Below are 16828 nucleotides of genomic sequence, written 5' to 3'. Positions count from 1 at the left end.
GCGGCTCGCGGCCGGTGGACGGGAGCGCGCAGGCCGAGTGGCGGCACGCCGGGACGGCCTAGCGGCGAACGGCCAGTGGGAGGTGGCGCGGTCGCGCCTCGCCTGCACGCCCGGTGGGCTTAGCGGCTCGCGGCCAGTGGGCGGGAGCGCGCGAGCCGAGTGGCGGCACGCCGGGACGGCCTAGCGGCGAACGGCCAGTGGGAGGTGGCGCGGTCGCACCTCGCCTGCACGCCCGGTGGGCTTAGCGGCTCGCGGCCAGTGGAGGGCTGGTGCGCATCGGCTGGGCGGGAGCAAGCCGGGACGGCCTAGCGACAAGCGGTCGGTGGGCGGCGGGGTGGGGCGCGCGTCGGGTGGGCTCGGCGGCGATCGGTGAGTAGCGGGTGAGGGTGCGGGCTGGTGGGCGGGAACGTCCCGCCCCGCTCGTCACATCGACCTCACCGATCACGTCCCGGGAGGCAAGTGGTCACTTTCGGACAGCCGGGACCCCGATATCCAGGGCTGATGAGGCCATCAGGTGTCCCAAACCGTCCACATGCCTGCCTACAGCACCCCACGACCCGCGAACGGCCTGACCCCGGCCCGCACACGCCCTCGTCCGCCGCCGGGACACAGCCCAGCCGCCCGAGCATGCGACGCGCGCCCACACCTCACCCGCACCCACACCTCACCACTGCCAACGGCAAGCCGCCCCACCCAGCAGCAAGCCGCCGCCCAGCCCAGCCCCGGCGCGCCCGCCATCCCCGGCCGCGGGCCGCTAAAGCGGCCCGGCGTGCCGCCACCCGGCCCACGCACCCCACCCACCGGGCGCAAGCTGCTAGACCGGCCCGGCGTGCATGCGAAGCGTGGCTGCGCCACCCACCCACCCACCGGCCGCAAGCCGCTACACCGGCCCGGCGTGCTGGCGAGACGCGGATGCGCCCCCACCCACCGCCCGGCCACCCGCCAATCCCACCCGGCGTGCCGGCCAGGCGCGTCCGCGCCACCCGCCCACCGGCCAGCCACCCGCCAAGCCCACCCGGCGTGCAGGCGAGACGCGGATGCGTCCCCACCCACCGGCCGCAAGCCGCTAAGCACCCCCGGCGTGCAGGCGAGGCGCGGTCGCGCCCGTCAACACCGACGCGAACGCAGCCGACCGACGCCCGCGAACCCCGCCCAGCCACCCGTTTCTTCCGGGCCGCCCGCTCGCTTCTCAACCGGGCTGGAGCGACCCGAGTCAAGGGTGGCCCGCAGGGCCATCGCCGAAGGCGACGCGGAGCGACAGCGCAGCGCCCTTTACTCGGGGCGCTCAAGCACGACACTGGCCAAGAAGCGGGCGGCCCCCACGGCCACTCCTCCGACGAGCCTCATTGTCAGACCCACCCCTTACAGTCACCGGCATGGCGACTCTTCCCAACCCTCTGCCCCAGCTGGCCGCTGACCCGAGTGGGCGTTCCGTCGGGCTCCAACTCCCGCCCGGGAGGCTGATAGACGCGACGGTCGACGGTGCCTGGCCGGAGCCACTGCTGTGGCATTCGGGCACGCAGGCCACGCCCGGGAACTGGGCGGCGCTGGGCGTGCCGGCCGCGCGGGCCGGACTGCTGCCCGTACTCGTCGACGTGGGCGGCTCACGGGGCGGACCGGAGCGGTGGGAGCTGAGCCCCGAGGACACCTCGTACCCCGGGGACCACGACGCCGAGGACGTCCTCGCGGAGTACTGGGGGTACGAGGACGACGAGAACGCCGAAGACGGCGACGAGGACGGAGGCGACGACGAACTGGAGCCGTTCGGGGCCGGCCGGCCCGGTCTCGCGCCCGCCGGCACGCTCACCGTGGAGCCCGGTGCCTGCGCGACGCGGCTCGCCGACGCCCTGACCGACGGATCCGACAGCTGGTCCAGTGACCCGCGCCTGGCCCTCGTCCCGGCCCGCCGCTCCGCGGACATCCCCGCGGCCATCGGCTGGTCCGGCCCGGTCAACCACGAGAACGACGTGGCCCGTCTGTGCGCGGTGCTCCGCTCCTGGGAGGAGCGCTTCGGCATACGTGTCGTCGCGCTCGGCTTCGACACGCTGATCGTCTCCGTGGCCGCCCCGCCGACCACCCTCGCCGACGCCGAGGCGCTGGCGGCGGAGCACTTCGCGTTCTGCCCGGACAACATCACGCAGAGCGGTGTGGGCGGCCTGAACGCCTACGCCAAGGAGCTCGTCGGCGAGCACGCCTGGCACTTCTGGTGGGACTGAACTCCCGTTCCCGTCCCAGAACGCGTTCCCACGGGCTGACGTTCGCGCAGGTCAGAGGGGTGGAACGGACGTGGGCGTCCCAGATTCCCCGGGAGGGGTGGCGGTGCGGGGAGCCGGGCTTCCAGGCTGGGACCTACCCGGAAGGGAGATCACCGAAGGGAGCCCGTCCATGTCCGCCCGCCCCACCCCCCGCGGCCCGGCCCGTCCACTCGCCGCCGTCGTACTCCTGCTGCTCGCCGCGTTCACCCTCGCGGCGTGCCGGAACGGCGAGGGCGTGCGCGACGAGGGACCGTCCTCCTCGGTCTCCCGGCACGCTCCCGCGACCACCGGCACGCACACTCAGAACTTGGTCGTCCCTTCCTTGACCCATGCCGAGCCGCCGAGCGGGAACTCGTAGGCGGGCCGCCCGTTGTTGCCGCTCGTGCGGAACGGCCTGCCGTGGTCGTCGATCCGCAGCGTGCCGCGGCGCGAGCCGCTGGACCACTTCAGCTCCAGGTACCAACTCACGTCGTACGCCGAGGCGTCGGCCTTGATGTAGTAGACCTCCGGGTCCGACTCGCTCACCTTGAACGGGAAGTTCTGGTGCCCGGCCGCCGGCACGACGGCGGGGCGCGCCGCGTCCAGGGCGACGGTGAAGGAGCGGGTCGGGACGCCACCGCCGCAGCCGACGCCCGGATAGCCCATCGCGTAGTCGTTCCAGGCGAGGGGCGAGCGCTTGTCGCTGCGGACGGTCAGACTCTCGACGACCACCGTCTCCTTGCCGGTGCCCTGCACGGTGAGCGTGACGAACTGCTCCCCCGAGGAGACGGCACCGTGCGCGGCCACCCAGGCCGTCGCGTCGTTCTCGGTCGGCGGCGGGGCGACGTCCGTCGGCGGCCGCTCGATCAAGTAGCGCTGCTCGCAGGGGCTTTCCCAGGTGTAGGGCTGGGTGGCGACGGTGAGCGGCGGCGCGGCGCTCTCACCGCCCTGGACCTTGCCGTGGGTGCCCGGCTTGTCCCCCTCGCCCGTCGCGGAGCCGGAGGCGGAGGACGAAGGTGAGGCGGACCCGGTGGCCGACGCGGACGGCGAGGCGGTGTGGCCCGGTGCCTTCGCGGAGTGCCCGCCGCCCGGCTTCCCGTCCTGCGTCGAGGCGGCCGCGACGGGACCGCCGTGCATGCCGTCCGAGTTGTTCGAGTCGTCCGACGAGAGGTTGACCGCCAGCGTGACGCCACCGAGCACGGCGGCGACGGCGACACCGGCGACGAGTGCGGTGCGGGTACGGCGACGGCGACGCGTGTCCGTACGGACCGAGGTCACCCGCTCCCCCGGCTCCGCCGCATCCCCAGGCGCAGCCGCATCCCTCGGTTCCGCCGCATCCGCCACCGCCTCCGCATCCGCCACCGCCTCCGCATCCGCCACCGCCTCCGCCACCGCCACCGCCTCCGGCTCCGCCGACTCCTGCGGCTCCGCAGGCTCCCGGGGCTTCTGCGGCTCCTCCGGCACGGAATTCACCGGAGCGGCCTCCGCCTTCCGCCCCCGCATCGCGTCCGCAAGCACCCATCGCCGGTGCAGCTCGACCAGTTCCTCGGGGGTGGCCTTGCAGAGCCGGGCCAGGCGTTCCACGGGGGCGTACTCCGCCGGTACGGCGTCCCCGTTGCAGTAGCGGTGCAGGGTCGACGTGCTCATGTGCAGGCGCTTCGAGAGCACCCCGTAGCTGAGCCCCGAACGGTCCTTCAACTCCCGCAGCAGCTCGGCGAAGCCGCCGCCGACAGTGCTGTCCGGCACTGTTCCTCCATCCCCCGTGTCCCACTCCACGTTCCATGGAAGGGCTGTTTCAGCAGGTCAGAGCCCGTATGGCCATTCCAGCGTCCCTGATCGGCCGCAGGTTGTGGCAGGCGGGACGGATCGCCCCGCAGGCTCTTGCCATCCAAGCACGACACCACCCAGCGCTCGAAAGAGGACTTGCCATGCGTACCCGCCGAACCCCGCTGCTAGCCGTCACCGGAGTCGCCCTCGCCGCCCTCGCCCTGACGGCGTGCAACGGCGACGACGGGGTCAAGGACGAAGGCGCGTCGCGGTCCTCCGCCACGGCGGCCACGACCGCGGGCAACAACGGCGCCGCGACGCCCAGCGACGGCGCCAAGACGGGTTCGGGCTCCACTTCGGGCTCGTCCGGCTCCGCCAACGGCTCCTCAGGCTCCTCGGGTTCGTCCGGCTCCTCGGGCTCGTCCTCGTCCGGCGGTTCCGCCTCGTCGGGCGGATCGTCCTCGTCGAAGGGCTCCTCGAACCCCTGGGACCCGAAGAACCGCGTCCTGTGCAACGGCTCCAACACCCGGGTCACCGCGCAGCCGGTGTCCCGCCCGCTCAACCACATGCTGATCACGGTCAAGAACACCGGCTCGAAGTACTGCGACCTGACGTACTTCCCCGTCCTGCGCTTCGACGAGATGCAGTGGGTGCCGCAGGCCGACGAGAAGACCCACCCGCAGGCGGTGACGACCCTCGCGCCCGGCCAGTCCGGCTACGCGGCCGTCCTGCTCTCCGCCGCCGACGGCAGCGGAGACGGCGGCATGACGGGCCACAAGCTGACCGTCGGCTTCCAGGGCAAGACTCCCAACAGCAACGGGGGTGCTGCCGCGACCCCGTCGCTGCCGGCCAAGGGCGTGTACTACGACAGCACCCTGAAGGTCACGTACTGGCAGCAGAGCCGGGACGACATCGCCGGCTGGTGAGGCCCGGCTGAACCGCCGGACTGCTGAACCGCTGAACCGCTGAACTACGCCAGCTTCTGGGCCGCTTCGGTGGCCCAGTAGGTGAGGATGTTCCGCGCGCCGGCCCGCTTGATGCCGGTCAGCGTCTCGAAGATGGCCCGGTCGCGGTCGACCCAGCCCTTCTCGGCGGCGGCCTCGACCATCGAGTACTCGCCGGAGATCTGGTAGGCGGCGACGGGCACGTCCACGGCGTCGGCGACCCGGGCCAGGATGTCGAGGTAGGGCCCGGCGGGCTTCACCATCACCATGTCGGCCCCCTCCTCCAGGTCCAGGGCCAGCTCCCGCAGGGACTCGCGCCAGTTGGCCGGGTCCTGCTGGTAGGTCTTCCGGTCGCCCTGGAGCGAGGAGCCGACGGCCTCCCGGAAGGGGCCGTAGAAGGCGGAGGAGTACTTGGCGGTGTAGGCCAGGATGGCGACGTCCTCGCGGCCGATCTGGTCGAGTGCGTCCCGGACGACGCCGATCTGGCCGTCCATCATGCCGCTGGGGCCGACGACTTGGGCGCCCGCGTCGGCCTGTACCTGGGCCATCTCGGCGTACCGCTCCAGGGTGGCGTCGTTGTCCACGCGGCCGTGCTCGTCGAGCACCCCGCAGTGCCCGTGATCGGTGGTCTCGTCGAGGCACAGGTCGGACATGACGAGCAGGTCGTCGCCGACCTCGGCGCGCACATCGCGCAGCGCGACCTGGAGGATGCCGTCCGGGTCAGTCCCCGGGGTCCCGAGGGCGTCCTTCTTCGACTCCTCCGGCACGCCGAACAGCATGATCCCGGAGATCCCGGCCGCGACGGCCTCCGCGGCCGCCTTCTTCAGGCTGTCCCGCGTGTGCTGCACGACGCCGGGCATGGCCGAGATCGGCACGGGCTCGCTGACACCCTCGCGGACGAACGCCGGGAGGATGAAGTCGGCGGGGTGCAGCCGCGTCTCGGCGACCATCCGCCGCATGACGGGCGAGGTCCGCAGCCGCCGGGGACGCGTACCGGGAAACGATCCGTACTTCGTCATGCCCCTACGCTACGCCCGGCAAAGGCCCCCTCTTGCCGACGGCATGTCGACCGGCACCGGCGGGATTCGCCGCCGCGGAACATCGGGTCGAACATGGGGCCGGCGTCAGTGGTCCGCCGGGCGGCGCCTGCGCAGGCCCGCCTCCAGCAGGGCGTCCAGCGTCGCCACGCAGACGGCGGGCCACAGGGAGTGGGCGTGCACGCCGGGGGTGCACTCCAGGACCAGGGCGACGGTCAGGAACGTCCTGAACCAGCCGACCGCGTAGTCGACCGCCGTGGCCCGGGGGCCCTCCCCGCCCAGGGTGTTCCGCAGGAGCACCCGGAACGGGAAGAGCACCGCGGAGGAGACGAGCGCGCACGGGACGGCGAAGAGCACGGCCCAGAAGACCGCCCCCATGCCGTCCAGCTCGATGGCGCCGGGAAAGGCCGCCACGGTGGCGAGCACGACGATCAGCAGGAACACGCCCACCGCTCCGGCGGCCATGAGCCCCACACCGGCTCCGGCCACCGCCGCGAGTGCCTTCTGTCCCCTGCCGAGCCCGTCCCACGACACATCGTCGTCCGGCGTCTCGTCGTCCGGCGTCGTGCCGTCCGGCGTCGTGCTGTCCGGCATCGCGTCGTCGCGCATCGCGCCGTCCCCTCGTATCAGACCGCTATGAGCATGATCGCCTTGGCCAGGTCGATCGCGATGTCGTAGGGGACACCCGCCCTGACGAGCGCGATGGCGAGGGCGTGCTCGCCCCAGTTCTCCACCGCGTCGATGGCGTCAGCGATCTTGTGGCTGTTCTTGCCGACGAACTTCGACGTCTTCGGCGAGACCTTGCGCAGGATCTTGCTCAGCCACGAGCCGCCGTGGCGGAACGCGGCGACGATGAGCTTGCGCACGATCGTGCCCGAGCCGAGGATCCGCGACTGCCGGTGCAGGGCCGTGGGGCCCTTCCCGTCCAGCTGGGCCGCGTACGACTCGAAGAGGCCGATCTCGTCCCGGTCGGCGCCCCCGTCGGCCTTCATACGGGCCACCAGGTCCCGCACGTCGTCGGCCGTGAACGCCAGTTCCCCGGTTGCCTCGTCGGCCGACACGGCGGTGGTGGCCGTCCGGGACTGCAGCGCCAGCGCCGGAGTGGCCGCCGCGCCGCACAGGATCGCGCCCAGGACCACGCCGGTCACGACGATCCGGCCGCGAGCGGTCCTGCGGGTTTCCGAATGAGTCACTTCGTGGGTCACGAAGGATTCCCCCTCAATGGATGGTGAATTGAGCATCGCGCTCCCGAAAACGCCTGGTCAGGGCATTCGCCTCGGGAGCAACGGTCATGATCATCCAAAGAGTTCGGACGGAATGTCAAAAATATGAGTTTTTCTTGAGGTTGACCGGAGAGCGGGGAGAACGTGAGCCTCGGGCACGGAAAACGCCCCGCCGTCCGATTTTGGACGGCGGGGCGTTCGACAGACGCGGGGTCTGATCAGGTCGTGGAGCGACGCCTGCGGGCGCCCGGTCGGCGCTCGCTCGGGCGGGTCACCGGGTCCCCGGCCTCCAGGGCGGCCGCCCGCCGCTTCAGACCGAAGTCGGCCAGCGCCTCCGCCAGCTTGAGCGCGGACGGCTCCGGAGCCATCACGTCCACCCGCAGACCGTGCTCCTCGGCCGTCTTGGCCGTGGCCGGGCCGATGCACGCGATCACGGTGACGTTGTGCGGCTTGCCCGCGATGCCCACCAGGTTCCGGACCGTGGACGACGACGTGAACAGAACGGCGTCGAAGCCGCCGCCCTTGATCGCCTCCCGCGTCTCCGCCGGCGGCGGCGACGCGCGCACGGTGCGGTAGGCCGTGACGTCGTCGACCTCCCAGCCCAGCTCGATCAGCCCGGCGACCAGCGTCTCCGTGGCGATGTCGGCACGCGGCAGGAACACGCGGTCGATCGGGTCGAAGACCGGGTCGTAGGGCGGCCAGTCCTCCAGGAGACCCGCCGCCGACTGCTCCCCGCTCGGTACCAGGTCCGGCTTCACGCCGAAGGCGACCAGCGCCTTGGCGGTCTGCTCGCCCACCGCGGCCACCTTGATGCCCGCGAAGGCACGCGCGTCGAGCCCGTACTCCTCGAACTTCTCCCGGACCGCCTTGACCGCGTTGACGGACGTGAACGCGATCCACTCGTACCGTCCGGTCACGAGCCCCTTCACGGCCCGCTCCATCTGCTGGGGCGTCCGCGGCGGCTCGACGGCGATCGTCGGCACCTCGTGCGGCACGGCCCCGTAGGACCGCAGCTGGTCGGAGAGCGACGCCGCCTGCTCCTTCGTACGCGGCACGAGGACCTTCCAGCCGAACAGCGGCTTGGACTCGAACCACGACAACTGGTCGCGCTGGGCGGCGGCGGAACGCTCACCGACCACGGCTATCACGGGCCGGCCGCCCTCCGGGGAGGGCAGCACCTTCGCCTGCTTCAGCGTCTGCGCGATCGTGCCGAGGGTCGCCGTCCAGGTGCGCTGCCGGGTCGTCGTACCGGCGACGGTCACCGTCATCGGGGTGTCCGGCTTGCGGCCCGCGGCCACCAGCTCACCGGCGGCCGCGGCCACGGAGTCCAGCGTCGTCGAGACGACGACCGTGCCGTCCGAGGCGCCCACCTCCGTCCAGCACCGGTCCGAGGCGGTACGGGCGTCCACGAACCGGACGTCCGCGCCCTGCGCGTCCCGCAGCGGCACACCGGCGTACGCGGGCACGCCGACCGCGGAGGCGATACCCGGAACGACCTCGAAGGACACTCCGGCGGCGGCGCAGGCGAGCATTTCTCCGGCCGCGTACGTATCTAGTCCGGGGTCCCCGGACACGGCACGCACGACCCGCCTGCCGCCCCGTGCGGCCTCCATGACAAGATGAGCGGCATCCCGCGGTGACGGGAAGCCAGCGGCTGTTGACGCGCCGTCAACAACCGCTAGTTGAGGCGTGCCCGTGCCCGGATACGTATCCGAGGAAGGATCCGTGTCCGTCGGCACGACGGAGACGCCGTGCCTGGCGTGAGCGCGGATCACGTCGAGCACGTCGTGCTCGGCGACGAGAACGTCCGCGTTCGCCAGCGCCTCCACAGCGCGCAGAGTCAGCAGTCCCGGATCCCCGGGTCCGGCACCGAGGAAGGTGACGTGCCCGTGTTCGAGGCCGGAGGGAAGGGTGGTGGGGCTCAATGTGCTCGCTCCCCCATCAGACCGGCCGCGCCCTGGGCAAGCATCTCGGTGGCGAGTTCGCGACCGAGCTCCATTGCCTGGCCGTACGTCTCAGGCACGGGACCGGTGGTGGACAGCTGCACCGTGCGGGATCCGTCGGTCGTGCCGACTATGCCCCGCAGGCGCATTTCCTTGACAATCTGCCCGTCGGCCAGCAAGTCGGCCAGCGCGCCCACGGGGGCGCTGCAGCCGGCTTCCAGGGCGGCGAGCAGTGACCGCTCGGCGGTCACGGCGGCCCGGGTGTACGGGTCGTCGAGCTCGCCGAGCGCCGCGATCAGGTCCGCGTTGCCCGCGGCACATTCGATCGCCAGAGCCCCCTGGCCGGGGGCGGGCAGAACCGTGTCGACCGACAGGAAGTCGGTCACCTCGTCGATGCGGCCGATCCGGTTGAGGCCGGCGGCGGCCAGCACGACCGCGTCCAGCTCGCCGTCCCGCACCAGTGCGATGCGGGTGTCGACGTTGCCCCGGATCGGGACCGTCTCGATGTCCAGCCCGTGTGTGCGCGCATACGCGTTCAGCTGCGCCATGCGGCGCGGCGAACCCGTACCGATGCGGGCGCCCCGCGGGAGGTCCGTGAACTTCAGCGCGTCCCGGGCGACGATCACGTCACGCGGGTCCTCGCGCTCGGGAATGGCGGCCAGCGCCAGTTCCGCGGGCTGCCCGGTCGGGAGGTCCTTCAGCGAGTGAACCGCGAAGTCGACCTCCCCCCGCAGCAGCGCGTCGCGCAGTGCCGTGACGAACACACCCGTGCCGCCGATCTGCGCGAGGTGCTCACGGGACGTGTCGCCGTACGTGGTGATCTCGACCAGCTCGACGGGCCGCCCGGTCACCCGGCTCACGGCGTCCGCCACTTGCCCGGACTGGGCCATGGCGAGTTTGCTCCGCCTGGTCCCGAGCCTCAGTGCCTTGTTACTCATGCCGGCCCTCGGTTCTTGCCGTTCTTCTCAGACTCGTGGTCGGCCCGGGAGACGGCGGCCACCGTCTCGGGGTCGAGGTCGAACAGGGTGCGCAGCGCGTCCGCGTACCCGGCACCGCCGGGCTCGGCCGCGAGCTGCTTGACCCGGACGGTCGGCGCGTGCAGCAGCTTGTCGACGACCCGGTGCACCGCCTGCCGGATCTCGCCGCGCTGCCGTTCGTCCAGGTCGGGGAGCCGCCCGTCGAGGCGCGCGATCTCCCCGGCGACGACGTCGGCGGCCATGGTGCGCAGCGCGACCACGGTCGGCGTGATGTGCGCCGCCCGCTGCGCCGCGCCGAAGGCCGCGACCTCGTCGGAGACGATACGCCGGACCTGGTCGACGTCGGACGCCATCGGCGCGTCCGCGGAGGCCTCCGCCAGCGACTCGATGTCCACCAGCCGCACACCGGCGAGCCGGTGCACGGCCGCGTCGATGTCGCGGGGCATGGCGAGGTCGAGCAGGAAGAGGGCGGGCGCGGGGCGCGGGATCTCGGCGACCGGCTCGGGCCTGCGGCGCTCGGGGACGCGGCCGATGACGGCCACGGCGGCGGCGAGCGCGGCGATGGCCTCGGCGTCGTCGGCCGGGTCGAGCGTGGTGACGGCACCCGCGCCGTCACCGGCGCGCTGGGACCGGCCCAGGGACTCGGCGTTGTCCACCCAGGCCGCGTGCTGTTCCAGGTCGGCGGCGGCCATCCCGGCGACGGCGGCCTCGCCGTGCACGGAGAAACCGGCCGTGGCCTGCACGGCGGACAGGTCGAGCGGGCAGCCGTCCTCGGTGCCGAGCGTGGTGGGCGGCAGCGCCGCGGGGCGGAGGTCCGCCGCGTGCGCGGCCGTACGTCCGGTGCCGTCGACGCCGGTGACCGGGTCGCCGGTGCGGCCCTTCACGGCCTCGGCGACCGCCTCCGCGGTGAGGACCAGGCCCGTCGCCCCGGTGCAGGACACGGCGATGTCGGCACGTGTCAGCTCGAACGGCACCGCGTCCATCGGTACCGCGCGGGCCGCCACGTCCGTGTCGGTGCCCTCGGTGAGGATCTGGGCGAGGCGCTCGGCGCGCTCGAAGGTGCGGTTGGCGACGACGATCTCGCAAACGCCGGCGCGCGCGAGCGTCGCGGCGGCCAGCGAGGACATCGAGCCGGCCCCGATGACCAGGGCCTTCTTGTCCTTGGCCCAGTCCGGTACGTCCGCGCCCGCGGCCAACTGCTCCAGGCCGAAGGTGACCAGGGACTGTCCGGCGCGGTCGATCCCGGTCTCGGAGTGGGCGCGCTTGCCCACTCTGAGGGACTGCTGGAACAGGTCGTTCATCAGCCGGCCGGCGGTGTGCAGGTCCTGCGCCCGGGCCAGGGAGTCCTTGATCTGACCGAGGATCTGGCCCTCGCCGACGACCATCGAGTCCAGGCCGCAGGCCACCGAGAAGAGGTGGTGGACGGCCCGGTCCTCGTAGTGCACGTAGAGGTAGGGGGTGAGCTCCTCCAGGCCGACGCCGCTGTGCCGGGCGAGCAGCGTGGAGAGCTCGGCGACACCGGCGTGGAACTTGTCCACGTCGGCGTACAGCTCGATGCGGTTGCAGGTGGCGAGGACCGCGGCCTCGGTGGCCGGTTCGGCGGCGACCGTGTCCTGGAGCAGCTTGACCTGCGGGTCCGCGGGGAGCGCGGCCCGTTCGAGGACGCTGACCGGGGCGCTGCGGTGACTCAGCCCGACGACGAGGAGACTCATGCCGGCATCACGGCGGGGACGTCCCCGTCGGGTCCCTGGTCTGCGGAGTCCTTGCGGGCGGCGGCCGGGGGCCCGCCGTCCGAAGCGGCCTCCTCGCCGGCCTTGCGCTGCTCGTGGAAGGCGAGGATCTGCAGCTCGATGGAGAGGTCGACCTTGCGCACGTCGACGCCGTCCGGGACGGACAGCACGGTCGGCGCGAAGTTCAGGATGGAGGTGACACCGGCGGCGACCAGGCGGTCGCAGACCTGCTGGGCGGCACCGGCCGGGGTCGCGATCACGCCGATCGACACGCCGTTGTCCTCGATGATCCGCTCAAGGTCGTCGGTGTGCTGGACCGGCATGCCGGCGACGGGCTTGCCCTTCATCGCCGGGTCCGCGTCGATGAGCGCGGCGACCCTGAAGCCACGGGAGGCGAAGCCGCCGTAGTTGGCGAGGGCGGCGCCGAGGTTACCGATACCGACGATCACAACCGGCCAGTCCTGGGTCAGACCGAGCTCGCGGGAGATCTGGTAGACGAGATACTCGACGTCGTAGCCGACACCGCGCGTTCCGTAGGAACCCAGGTAGGAGAAGTCCTTGCGCAGCTTGGCGGAGTTGACCCCCGCCGCGGCGGCCAGCTCCTCGGAGGAGACCGTGGGTACCGAGCGCTCCGACAGTGCGGTCAGGGCTCGGAGGTACAGCGGAAGCCTGGCGACGGTGGCCTCGGGAATCCCTCGGCTACGGGTCGCCGGTCGGTGAGTTCGGCCAGTTGCCACGGTGCTCCTGCGGGTAGAGCGGGGCTGCAGGCGGTCACACGTACCTAGACCGCCCCGTCGAATGCAGGCTATGTCTTTGTGAACGCGTGCACAAAGATGGTGTCCGTTTTGCCCGGCCAACGTGACCGGGGTCACGCGCTTCTCTCCAGGGGGCAAAACCGCACACTTCCTCGTCATTCCCGCCCCCAAGACCAAGTCGCCGTCGATCCTAGGCGACTCTCGGGGCCGCTTTGTACTAGTCGGTCAGTGCCTTGCGCAGGCGCTGTTCGTTCACGCGCCAGAAGGTGTGCTGTTCACCGTCGATCAGTACGACCGGAATCTGCTCCCAGTACTGGTCGTGGAGTTGTGGGTCCTCGGTGATGTCCTTCTGCTCCCAGGTCACTCCGAGATCACCGCACACCTTCTCCACCACGAGCTGTGCGTCATCACACAGATGACAGCCGGGCTTGCGGACGAGCGTGACGAGCCGGTCCCGGGAGGCCGGGGCGTTCCTGCGGAAGAGAGGACTCATGTCGGCCATTGTCCCGCTCGTTTAACGACCCGGTCGCGGAGAGTTCACAGGCTTCCAACCTCTCGACTCCGGAAGCACCGAACAAACTGGCTATGCTCACGCCATGGCCGCTCTCGGATGGCTCACTCCCCGTAGGCGCTCCGCCACGGCGCGGAGCGTGTTGGCAGGCGAGGCCTCGGCGGAGGCAGCGCGCAAGTCCTCGCAGGACCTCACCGACGTCACGGACGTCACCGCGGAGGAACCGGACTTCCCGGTCCTCGGCGACGACCAGGCCGCCGCCTTCTTCGACCTGGACAACACCGTGATGCAGGGCGCCGCCCTGTTCCACTTCGGCCGGGGCCTGTACAAGCGGAAGTTCTTCGAGACCCGCGACCTGGCCAGGTTCGCCTGGCAGCAGGCGTGGTTCCGGCTGGCCGGGGTCGAGGACCCCGAGCACATGCAGGACGCGCGCGACTCCGCGCTGTCGATCGTCAAGGGCCACCGGGTGGCCGAGCTGCAGTCGATCGGCGAGGAGATCTACGACGAGTACATGGCCGAGCGCATCTGGCCGGGCACCCGGGCGCTGGCCCAGGCCCACCTGGACGCGGGCCAGCGGGTGTGGCTCGTCACGGCGGCGCCGGTGGAGATCGCCACGGTGATCGCGCGCCGGCTGGGCCTGACGGGCGCCCTGGGCACGGTCGCCGAGTCGGTCGACGGCGTGTACACGGGCAAGCTGGTCGGAGAGCCGCTGCACGGCCCCGCGAAGGCGGAGGCGGTGCGCGCGCTGGCCGCGGCCGAGGGCCTGGACCTGACCCGCTGCGCCGCCTACAGCGACTCCCACAACGACATCCCGATGCTGTCGCTGGTGGGCCACCCGTACGCGATCAACCCGGACAGCAAGCTGCGCAAGCACGCCCGCGAGAAGGACTGGCGGCTGCGCGACTACCGCACCGGGCGCAAGGCGGCCAAGGTGGGCATTCCGGCGGCGGCCGGCGTCGGCGCGGTGGCCGGCGGCACGGCGGCGGCGATCGCGCTGCACCGACGCCGTCGCTGACGTACGGGCGACGCTCGAACGACTTCCCCAACCGGGAGGCACCCGATCCTGCCTCCCGGCACTCAACACGCCACCCAGTTCGACGGAACCCGTACCGTTCCGGTCAACATCCGTTCATTTAACGGCACTTGATCAGGCGTCAATCGGTTACGGAAGCGACGTAATCGATGATTTGAGCAACTGGGTGTAGCAGGGCCTGCACGAAGCGTTATTCTCCTGGGACGCAATCCGGTACCTGGCCGTCGCTACGACGGGTGAAAGGTTCCGCACTGCACGTGATGGAAGCTCTGCCTCTGGGAGTCCCGTGTACCCACACGTCGGGGTTGACGCCTCGGGCCTGGCTACGCTGCGCGCAATGGTCGCGACGGTCCAGCAACTGTTGCGCGGCTACGCCCCCACCGCGTACGCCGTCCCCGCATTCGCCACCGCCGCACCCGTCGGTCCGTGCTACGCACTGGCCGACGGCGGTGCCGCGGTGGGCAGACGGGGACGCTCCTCCGGCACGGCGGCCACCGCGCGCCGCCCGGCCGCCGACAGCGACAGCGCCCGGATGATGGATCTCGTGGAGCGCGCCCAGGCCGGCGAGGCCGAGGCCTTCGGCCGCCTCTACGACCAGTACAGCGACACCGTGTACCGCTACATCTACTACCGCGTCGGCGGCCGGGCGACCGCCGAGGACCTCACCAGTGAGACGTTCCTGCGCGCCCTGCGCCGCATCGGCACCTTCACCTGGCAGGGCCGCGACTTCGGCGCCTGGCTGGTCACCATCGCCCGCAACCTCGTCGCCGACCACTTCAAGTCGAGCCGCTTCCGGCTGGAAGTGACCACCGGCGAGATGCTCGACGCCAACGAGGTCGAGCGCTCCCCGGAGGACTCCGTCCTGGAGTCCCTCTCCAACGCCGCGCTGCTGGAAGCCGTGCGCCGGCTCAACCCCCAGCAGCAGGAGTGCGTGACGCTCCGCTTCCTCCAGGGCCTGTCCGTCGCCGAGACGGCCCGGGTGATGGGCAAGAACGAGGGCGCCATCAAGACCCTCCAGTACCGGGCCGTGCGCACCCTCGCGCGGCTCCTCCCGGACGACGCGCGCTGACCCCTGCGCCGCGCCACCACCCCGTCGCCGGCGGGCCGCGACCGACGGCCACGCTGCGCGACATCCAACTCACGCTCCGTTAAAGCCTGTTGACTTTCCGAACCCGCCATCCGCAGTCCGTAACCCAAGTGCCGCGCCAGTCGTTGTGCGGGATACAGGCTCCCTGTGGTCACGTCCTGACCCACCCTGATCACCCGATCGTGTGGAAGTGGTCGAGGGCGTGCAACCCTCAGGACCCCCTGGGGAGTCGACCGTCATGACGAGAGGAGGTGCCGCCAGTGATCGCGAACGTATCGGCGCACCGGCGGGCGAACGCCTTCGCCCAGGCCCTGGAGGAGCTGCCCGACCGTGAAACGGCGGCCGAGCAGCCCGAAGGATCGGCCCCGGCCGGCGCGGAACGGACCGAGCAGGGCGCGCTGTTGGCCCTCACCGTGGGTCTGGCCGCACTGCCCAAACCGGTGCTCGACCCGGAGGTCAAGGTCGTCCAGCGGGCCCAGCTCGTGGCCGCGATGGAGGCCATGCTGCAGGAGGGCACCGCGGGCGAGGCGGCTGATCCTTCGGTGCCCGAGCAACGGACCCATCGGGCCCGGGGCGCTCACCGGGCGAGCCCGCTCGGGAAGTTGCGACCGCGTTCACGGCTGACCAAGAGCCTCGCCGCCGGCGGGCTCAGCGTCGGGGTGGCCGCCGGGGCCTTCAGCGGAGTGGCCGCCGCGAGTTCCGACGCCCTGCCCGGCGACTCGCTGTACGGCCTCAAGCGCGGCATCGAGGACTTCAAGCTCAACTACATGTCCGACGGGGAGGGCGAGCGCGGCCAGGGCTTCCTCGACCAGGCGTCGACCCGGCTGAGCGAGGCGCGGCGGCTGATGGAGCGTGATCGGGGCGGTCAGCTCGATCACGAGTCGATCGGCGAGATCCGCCGCACCCTGTCCGGCATGCAGCACGACGTATCCGAGGGCCACCGCCTGCTGCACGCGGCCTATGAGCGCGACCCCGACTCCCTGGGCCCCATCCAGGCGCTGTCCAGCTTCACGCAGACCCACCGCGCGTCCTGGAGCAAGCTCCGCGAGCGGCTGCCCGTACAGCTCACGGACGTCAGTGACCAGGTCTCTTCGGTCTTCGACGCCATAGACCAGGAGGTCGGCCCGCTCCAGTCGCTGCTCCCACAGCCGCCCGCCCAGGGCGGCGACGGCAAGCGGCAGGACCCCGGTTCGGCGTCCACCGGTTCGTCCGGCAGCCACCACCGGTCGGCCGAACCGTCCACCAGCAGCGGCTCCGCGTCGGGTACGCACTCCAGCAGCGGCAGCCCGAGCGGCTCGGCGTCCGACAGCGAGCGGGACGGCGGCCTGCTCGGCGGCAGCACGGGCGGTCTGCTCGACCCGCCGAAGAGCAGCGGCAGCGCGTCCCCGTCCACCAGCGCGCCGCCCAGCGTGCCGGACGTGACGCTCCCGCCGCTCCTGCCGGGCCTGCTGCCCGGCCTGGGCATCGACAGCGACGAAGCGCCCTAGAGCACACGGTTACGCCAGTGGGGCGCCCCACCTCGGGGGGGCGCCCCACTGGCGGGTTGGGACTTTGGGAGAACAACGCGGAACTCCGCGAGTCGGATTT

The 16828-nt window shown here is 71.9% G+C and carries 15 protein-coding genes; 6 read left to right on the top strand and 9 right to left on the bottom strand.

The genetic code is table 11. The annotated features are described in order from the left end of the window. The first annotated feature begins 1376 nt into the window (after positions 1 to 1376). Both ACWGKT_RS46735 and ACWGKT_RS46730 read left to right on the top strand, forming a co-directional pair. A complete protein-coding gene (locus ACWGKT_RS46735; RefSeq protein ID WP_453278541.1) occupies positions 1377 to 2216 on the top strand; it encodes a DUF4253 domain-containing protein in 840 nt (279 codons plus the stop codon). Between the two features lie 169 nt (positions 2217 to 2385). Further along, positions 2386 to 2613, top strand: a complete 228-nt coding sequence (locus ACWGKT_RS46730) for a hypothetical protein (protein WP_356156723.1) — start codon at positions 2386 to 2388, stop codon at positions 2611 to 2613. Here ACWGKT_RS46730 and ACWGKT_RS46725 read toward each other — a convergent pair. Then, positions 2556 to 3980, bottom strand: coding sequence for a helix-turn-helix domain-containing protein (locus ACWGKT_RS46725; RefSeq protein WP_453278540.1), 1425 nt, complete (start codon positions 3978 to 3980; stop codon positions 2556 to 2558). The genes ACWGKT_RS46730 and ACWGKT_RS46725 overlap by 58 nt on opposite strands. 182 nt (positions 3981 to 4162) lie before the next feature. On the opposite strand from ACWGKT_RS46725, the gene ACWGKT_RS46720 reads away from it, so the two are divergent. After that, positions 4163 to 4927: a DUF4232 domain-containing protein gene (locus ACWGKT_RS46720; protein ID WP_453278539.1), complete on the top strand. Its 765-nt coding sequence runs from the start codon at positions 4163 to 4165 to the stop codon at positions 4925 to 4927. 44 nt (positions 4928 to 4971) lie between these two features. On the opposite strand, the gene hemB is transcribed toward ACWGKT_RS46720, so the two are convergent. The 8 genes from hemB to ACWGKT_RS46680 all read right to left on the bottom strand — a co-directional run bounded on the left by hemB (position 4972) and on the right by ACWGKT_RS46680 (position 13103). Then, entirely contained in the window at positions 4972 to 5964 is a 993-nt protein-coding gene (gene hemB, locus ACWGKT_RS46715) for a porphobilinogen synthase (RefSeq protein WP_453278538.1), read from the bottom strand. 105 nt (positions 5965 to 6069) lie between these two features. Next, complete coding sequence (locus tag ACWGKT_RS46710) at positions 6070 to 6591, bottom strand: hypothetical protein (RefSeq protein WP_453278537.1); 522 nt, start codon at positions 6589 to 6591, stop codon at positions 6070 to 6072. A gap of 17 nt (positions 6592 to 6608) precedes the next feature. Then, positions 6609 to 7187: a hypothetical protein gene (locus tag ACWGKT_RS46705; protein WP_356156709.1), complete on the bottom strand. Its 579-nt coding sequence runs from the start codon at positions 7185 to 7187 to the stop codon at positions 6609 to 6611. Positions 7188 to 7423: 236 nt separating this feature from the next. Continuing rightward, complete coding sequence (locus tag ACWGKT_RS46700) at positions 7424 to 9130, bottom strand: uroporphyrinogen-III synthase (RefSeq protein ID WP_453278536.1); 1707 nt, start codon at positions 9128 to 9130, stop codon at positions 7424 to 7426. Further along, positions 9127 to 10086 carry a hydroxymethylbilane synthase gene (hemC, locus tag ACWGKT_RS46695; RefSeq protein ID WP_453278535.1) on the bottom strand — a complete coding sequence of 320 codons (960 nt, stop codon included), beginning with the start codon at positions 10084 to 10086 and terminating at the stop codon, positions 9127 to 9129. The genes ACWGKT_RS46700 and hemC overlap by 4 nt, the downstream gene beginning before the upstream one ends. After that, positions 10083 to 11837, bottom strand: coding sequence for a glutamyl-tRNA reductase (locus ACWGKT_RS46690; RefSeq protein WP_453278534.1), 1755 nt, complete (start codon positions 11835 to 11837; stop codon positions 10083 to 10085). Before ACWGKT_RS46690 ends, hemC begins: the two co-directional genes overlap by 4 nt. Beyond that, entirely contained in the window at positions 11834 to 12592 is a 759-nt protein-coding gene (locus ACWGKT_RS46685; protein ID WP_356156697.1) for a redox-sensing transcriptional repressor Rex, read from the bottom strand. The genes ACWGKT_RS46690 and ACWGKT_RS46685 overlap by 4 nt, the downstream gene beginning before the upstream one ends. A gap of 235 nt (positions 12593 to 12827) precedes the next feature. Beyond that, complete coding sequence (locus ACWGKT_RS46680; protein ID WP_453278533.1) at positions 12828 to 13103, bottom strand: glutaredoxin family protein; 276 nt, start codon at positions 13101 to 13103, stop codon at positions 12828 to 12830. Between the two features lie 103 nt (positions 13104 to 13206). Between ACWGKT_RS46680 and ACWGKT_RS46675 the strand changes: the two genes are divergently transcribed. From ACWGKT_RS46675 to ACWGKT_RS46665, 3 genes are all read left to right on the top strand, one after another. Next, a complete protein-coding gene (locus ACWGKT_RS46675) occupies positions 13207 to 14136 on the top strand; it encodes an HAD family hydrolase (protein ID WP_235459791.1) in 930 nt (309 codons plus the stop codon). A 304-nt stretch (positions 14137 to 14440) separates the two neighbouring features. Then, entirely contained in the window at positions 14441 to 15223 is a 783-nt protein-coding gene (locus ACWGKT_RS46670) for an ECF subfamily RNA polymerase sigma factor, BldN family (protein ID WP_453278532.1), read from the top strand. Between the two features lie 278 nt (positions 15224 to 15501). Beyond that, positions 15502 to 16728 (top strand): DUF5667 domain-containing protein, encoded by a 1227-nt coding sequence (locus tag ACWGKT_RS46665; RefSeq protein ID WP_453278531.1) that lies wholly within the window; start codon positions 15502 to 15504, stop codon positions 16726 to 16728. Positions 16729 to 16828 lie beyond the last annotated feature (100 nt).

Source organism: Streptomyces sp. NPDC054794 (assembly GCF_053611585.1).
Note: the sequence above shows the minus strand (reverse complement) of the source record. Positions and strands in the feature narration are given on the sequence as shown.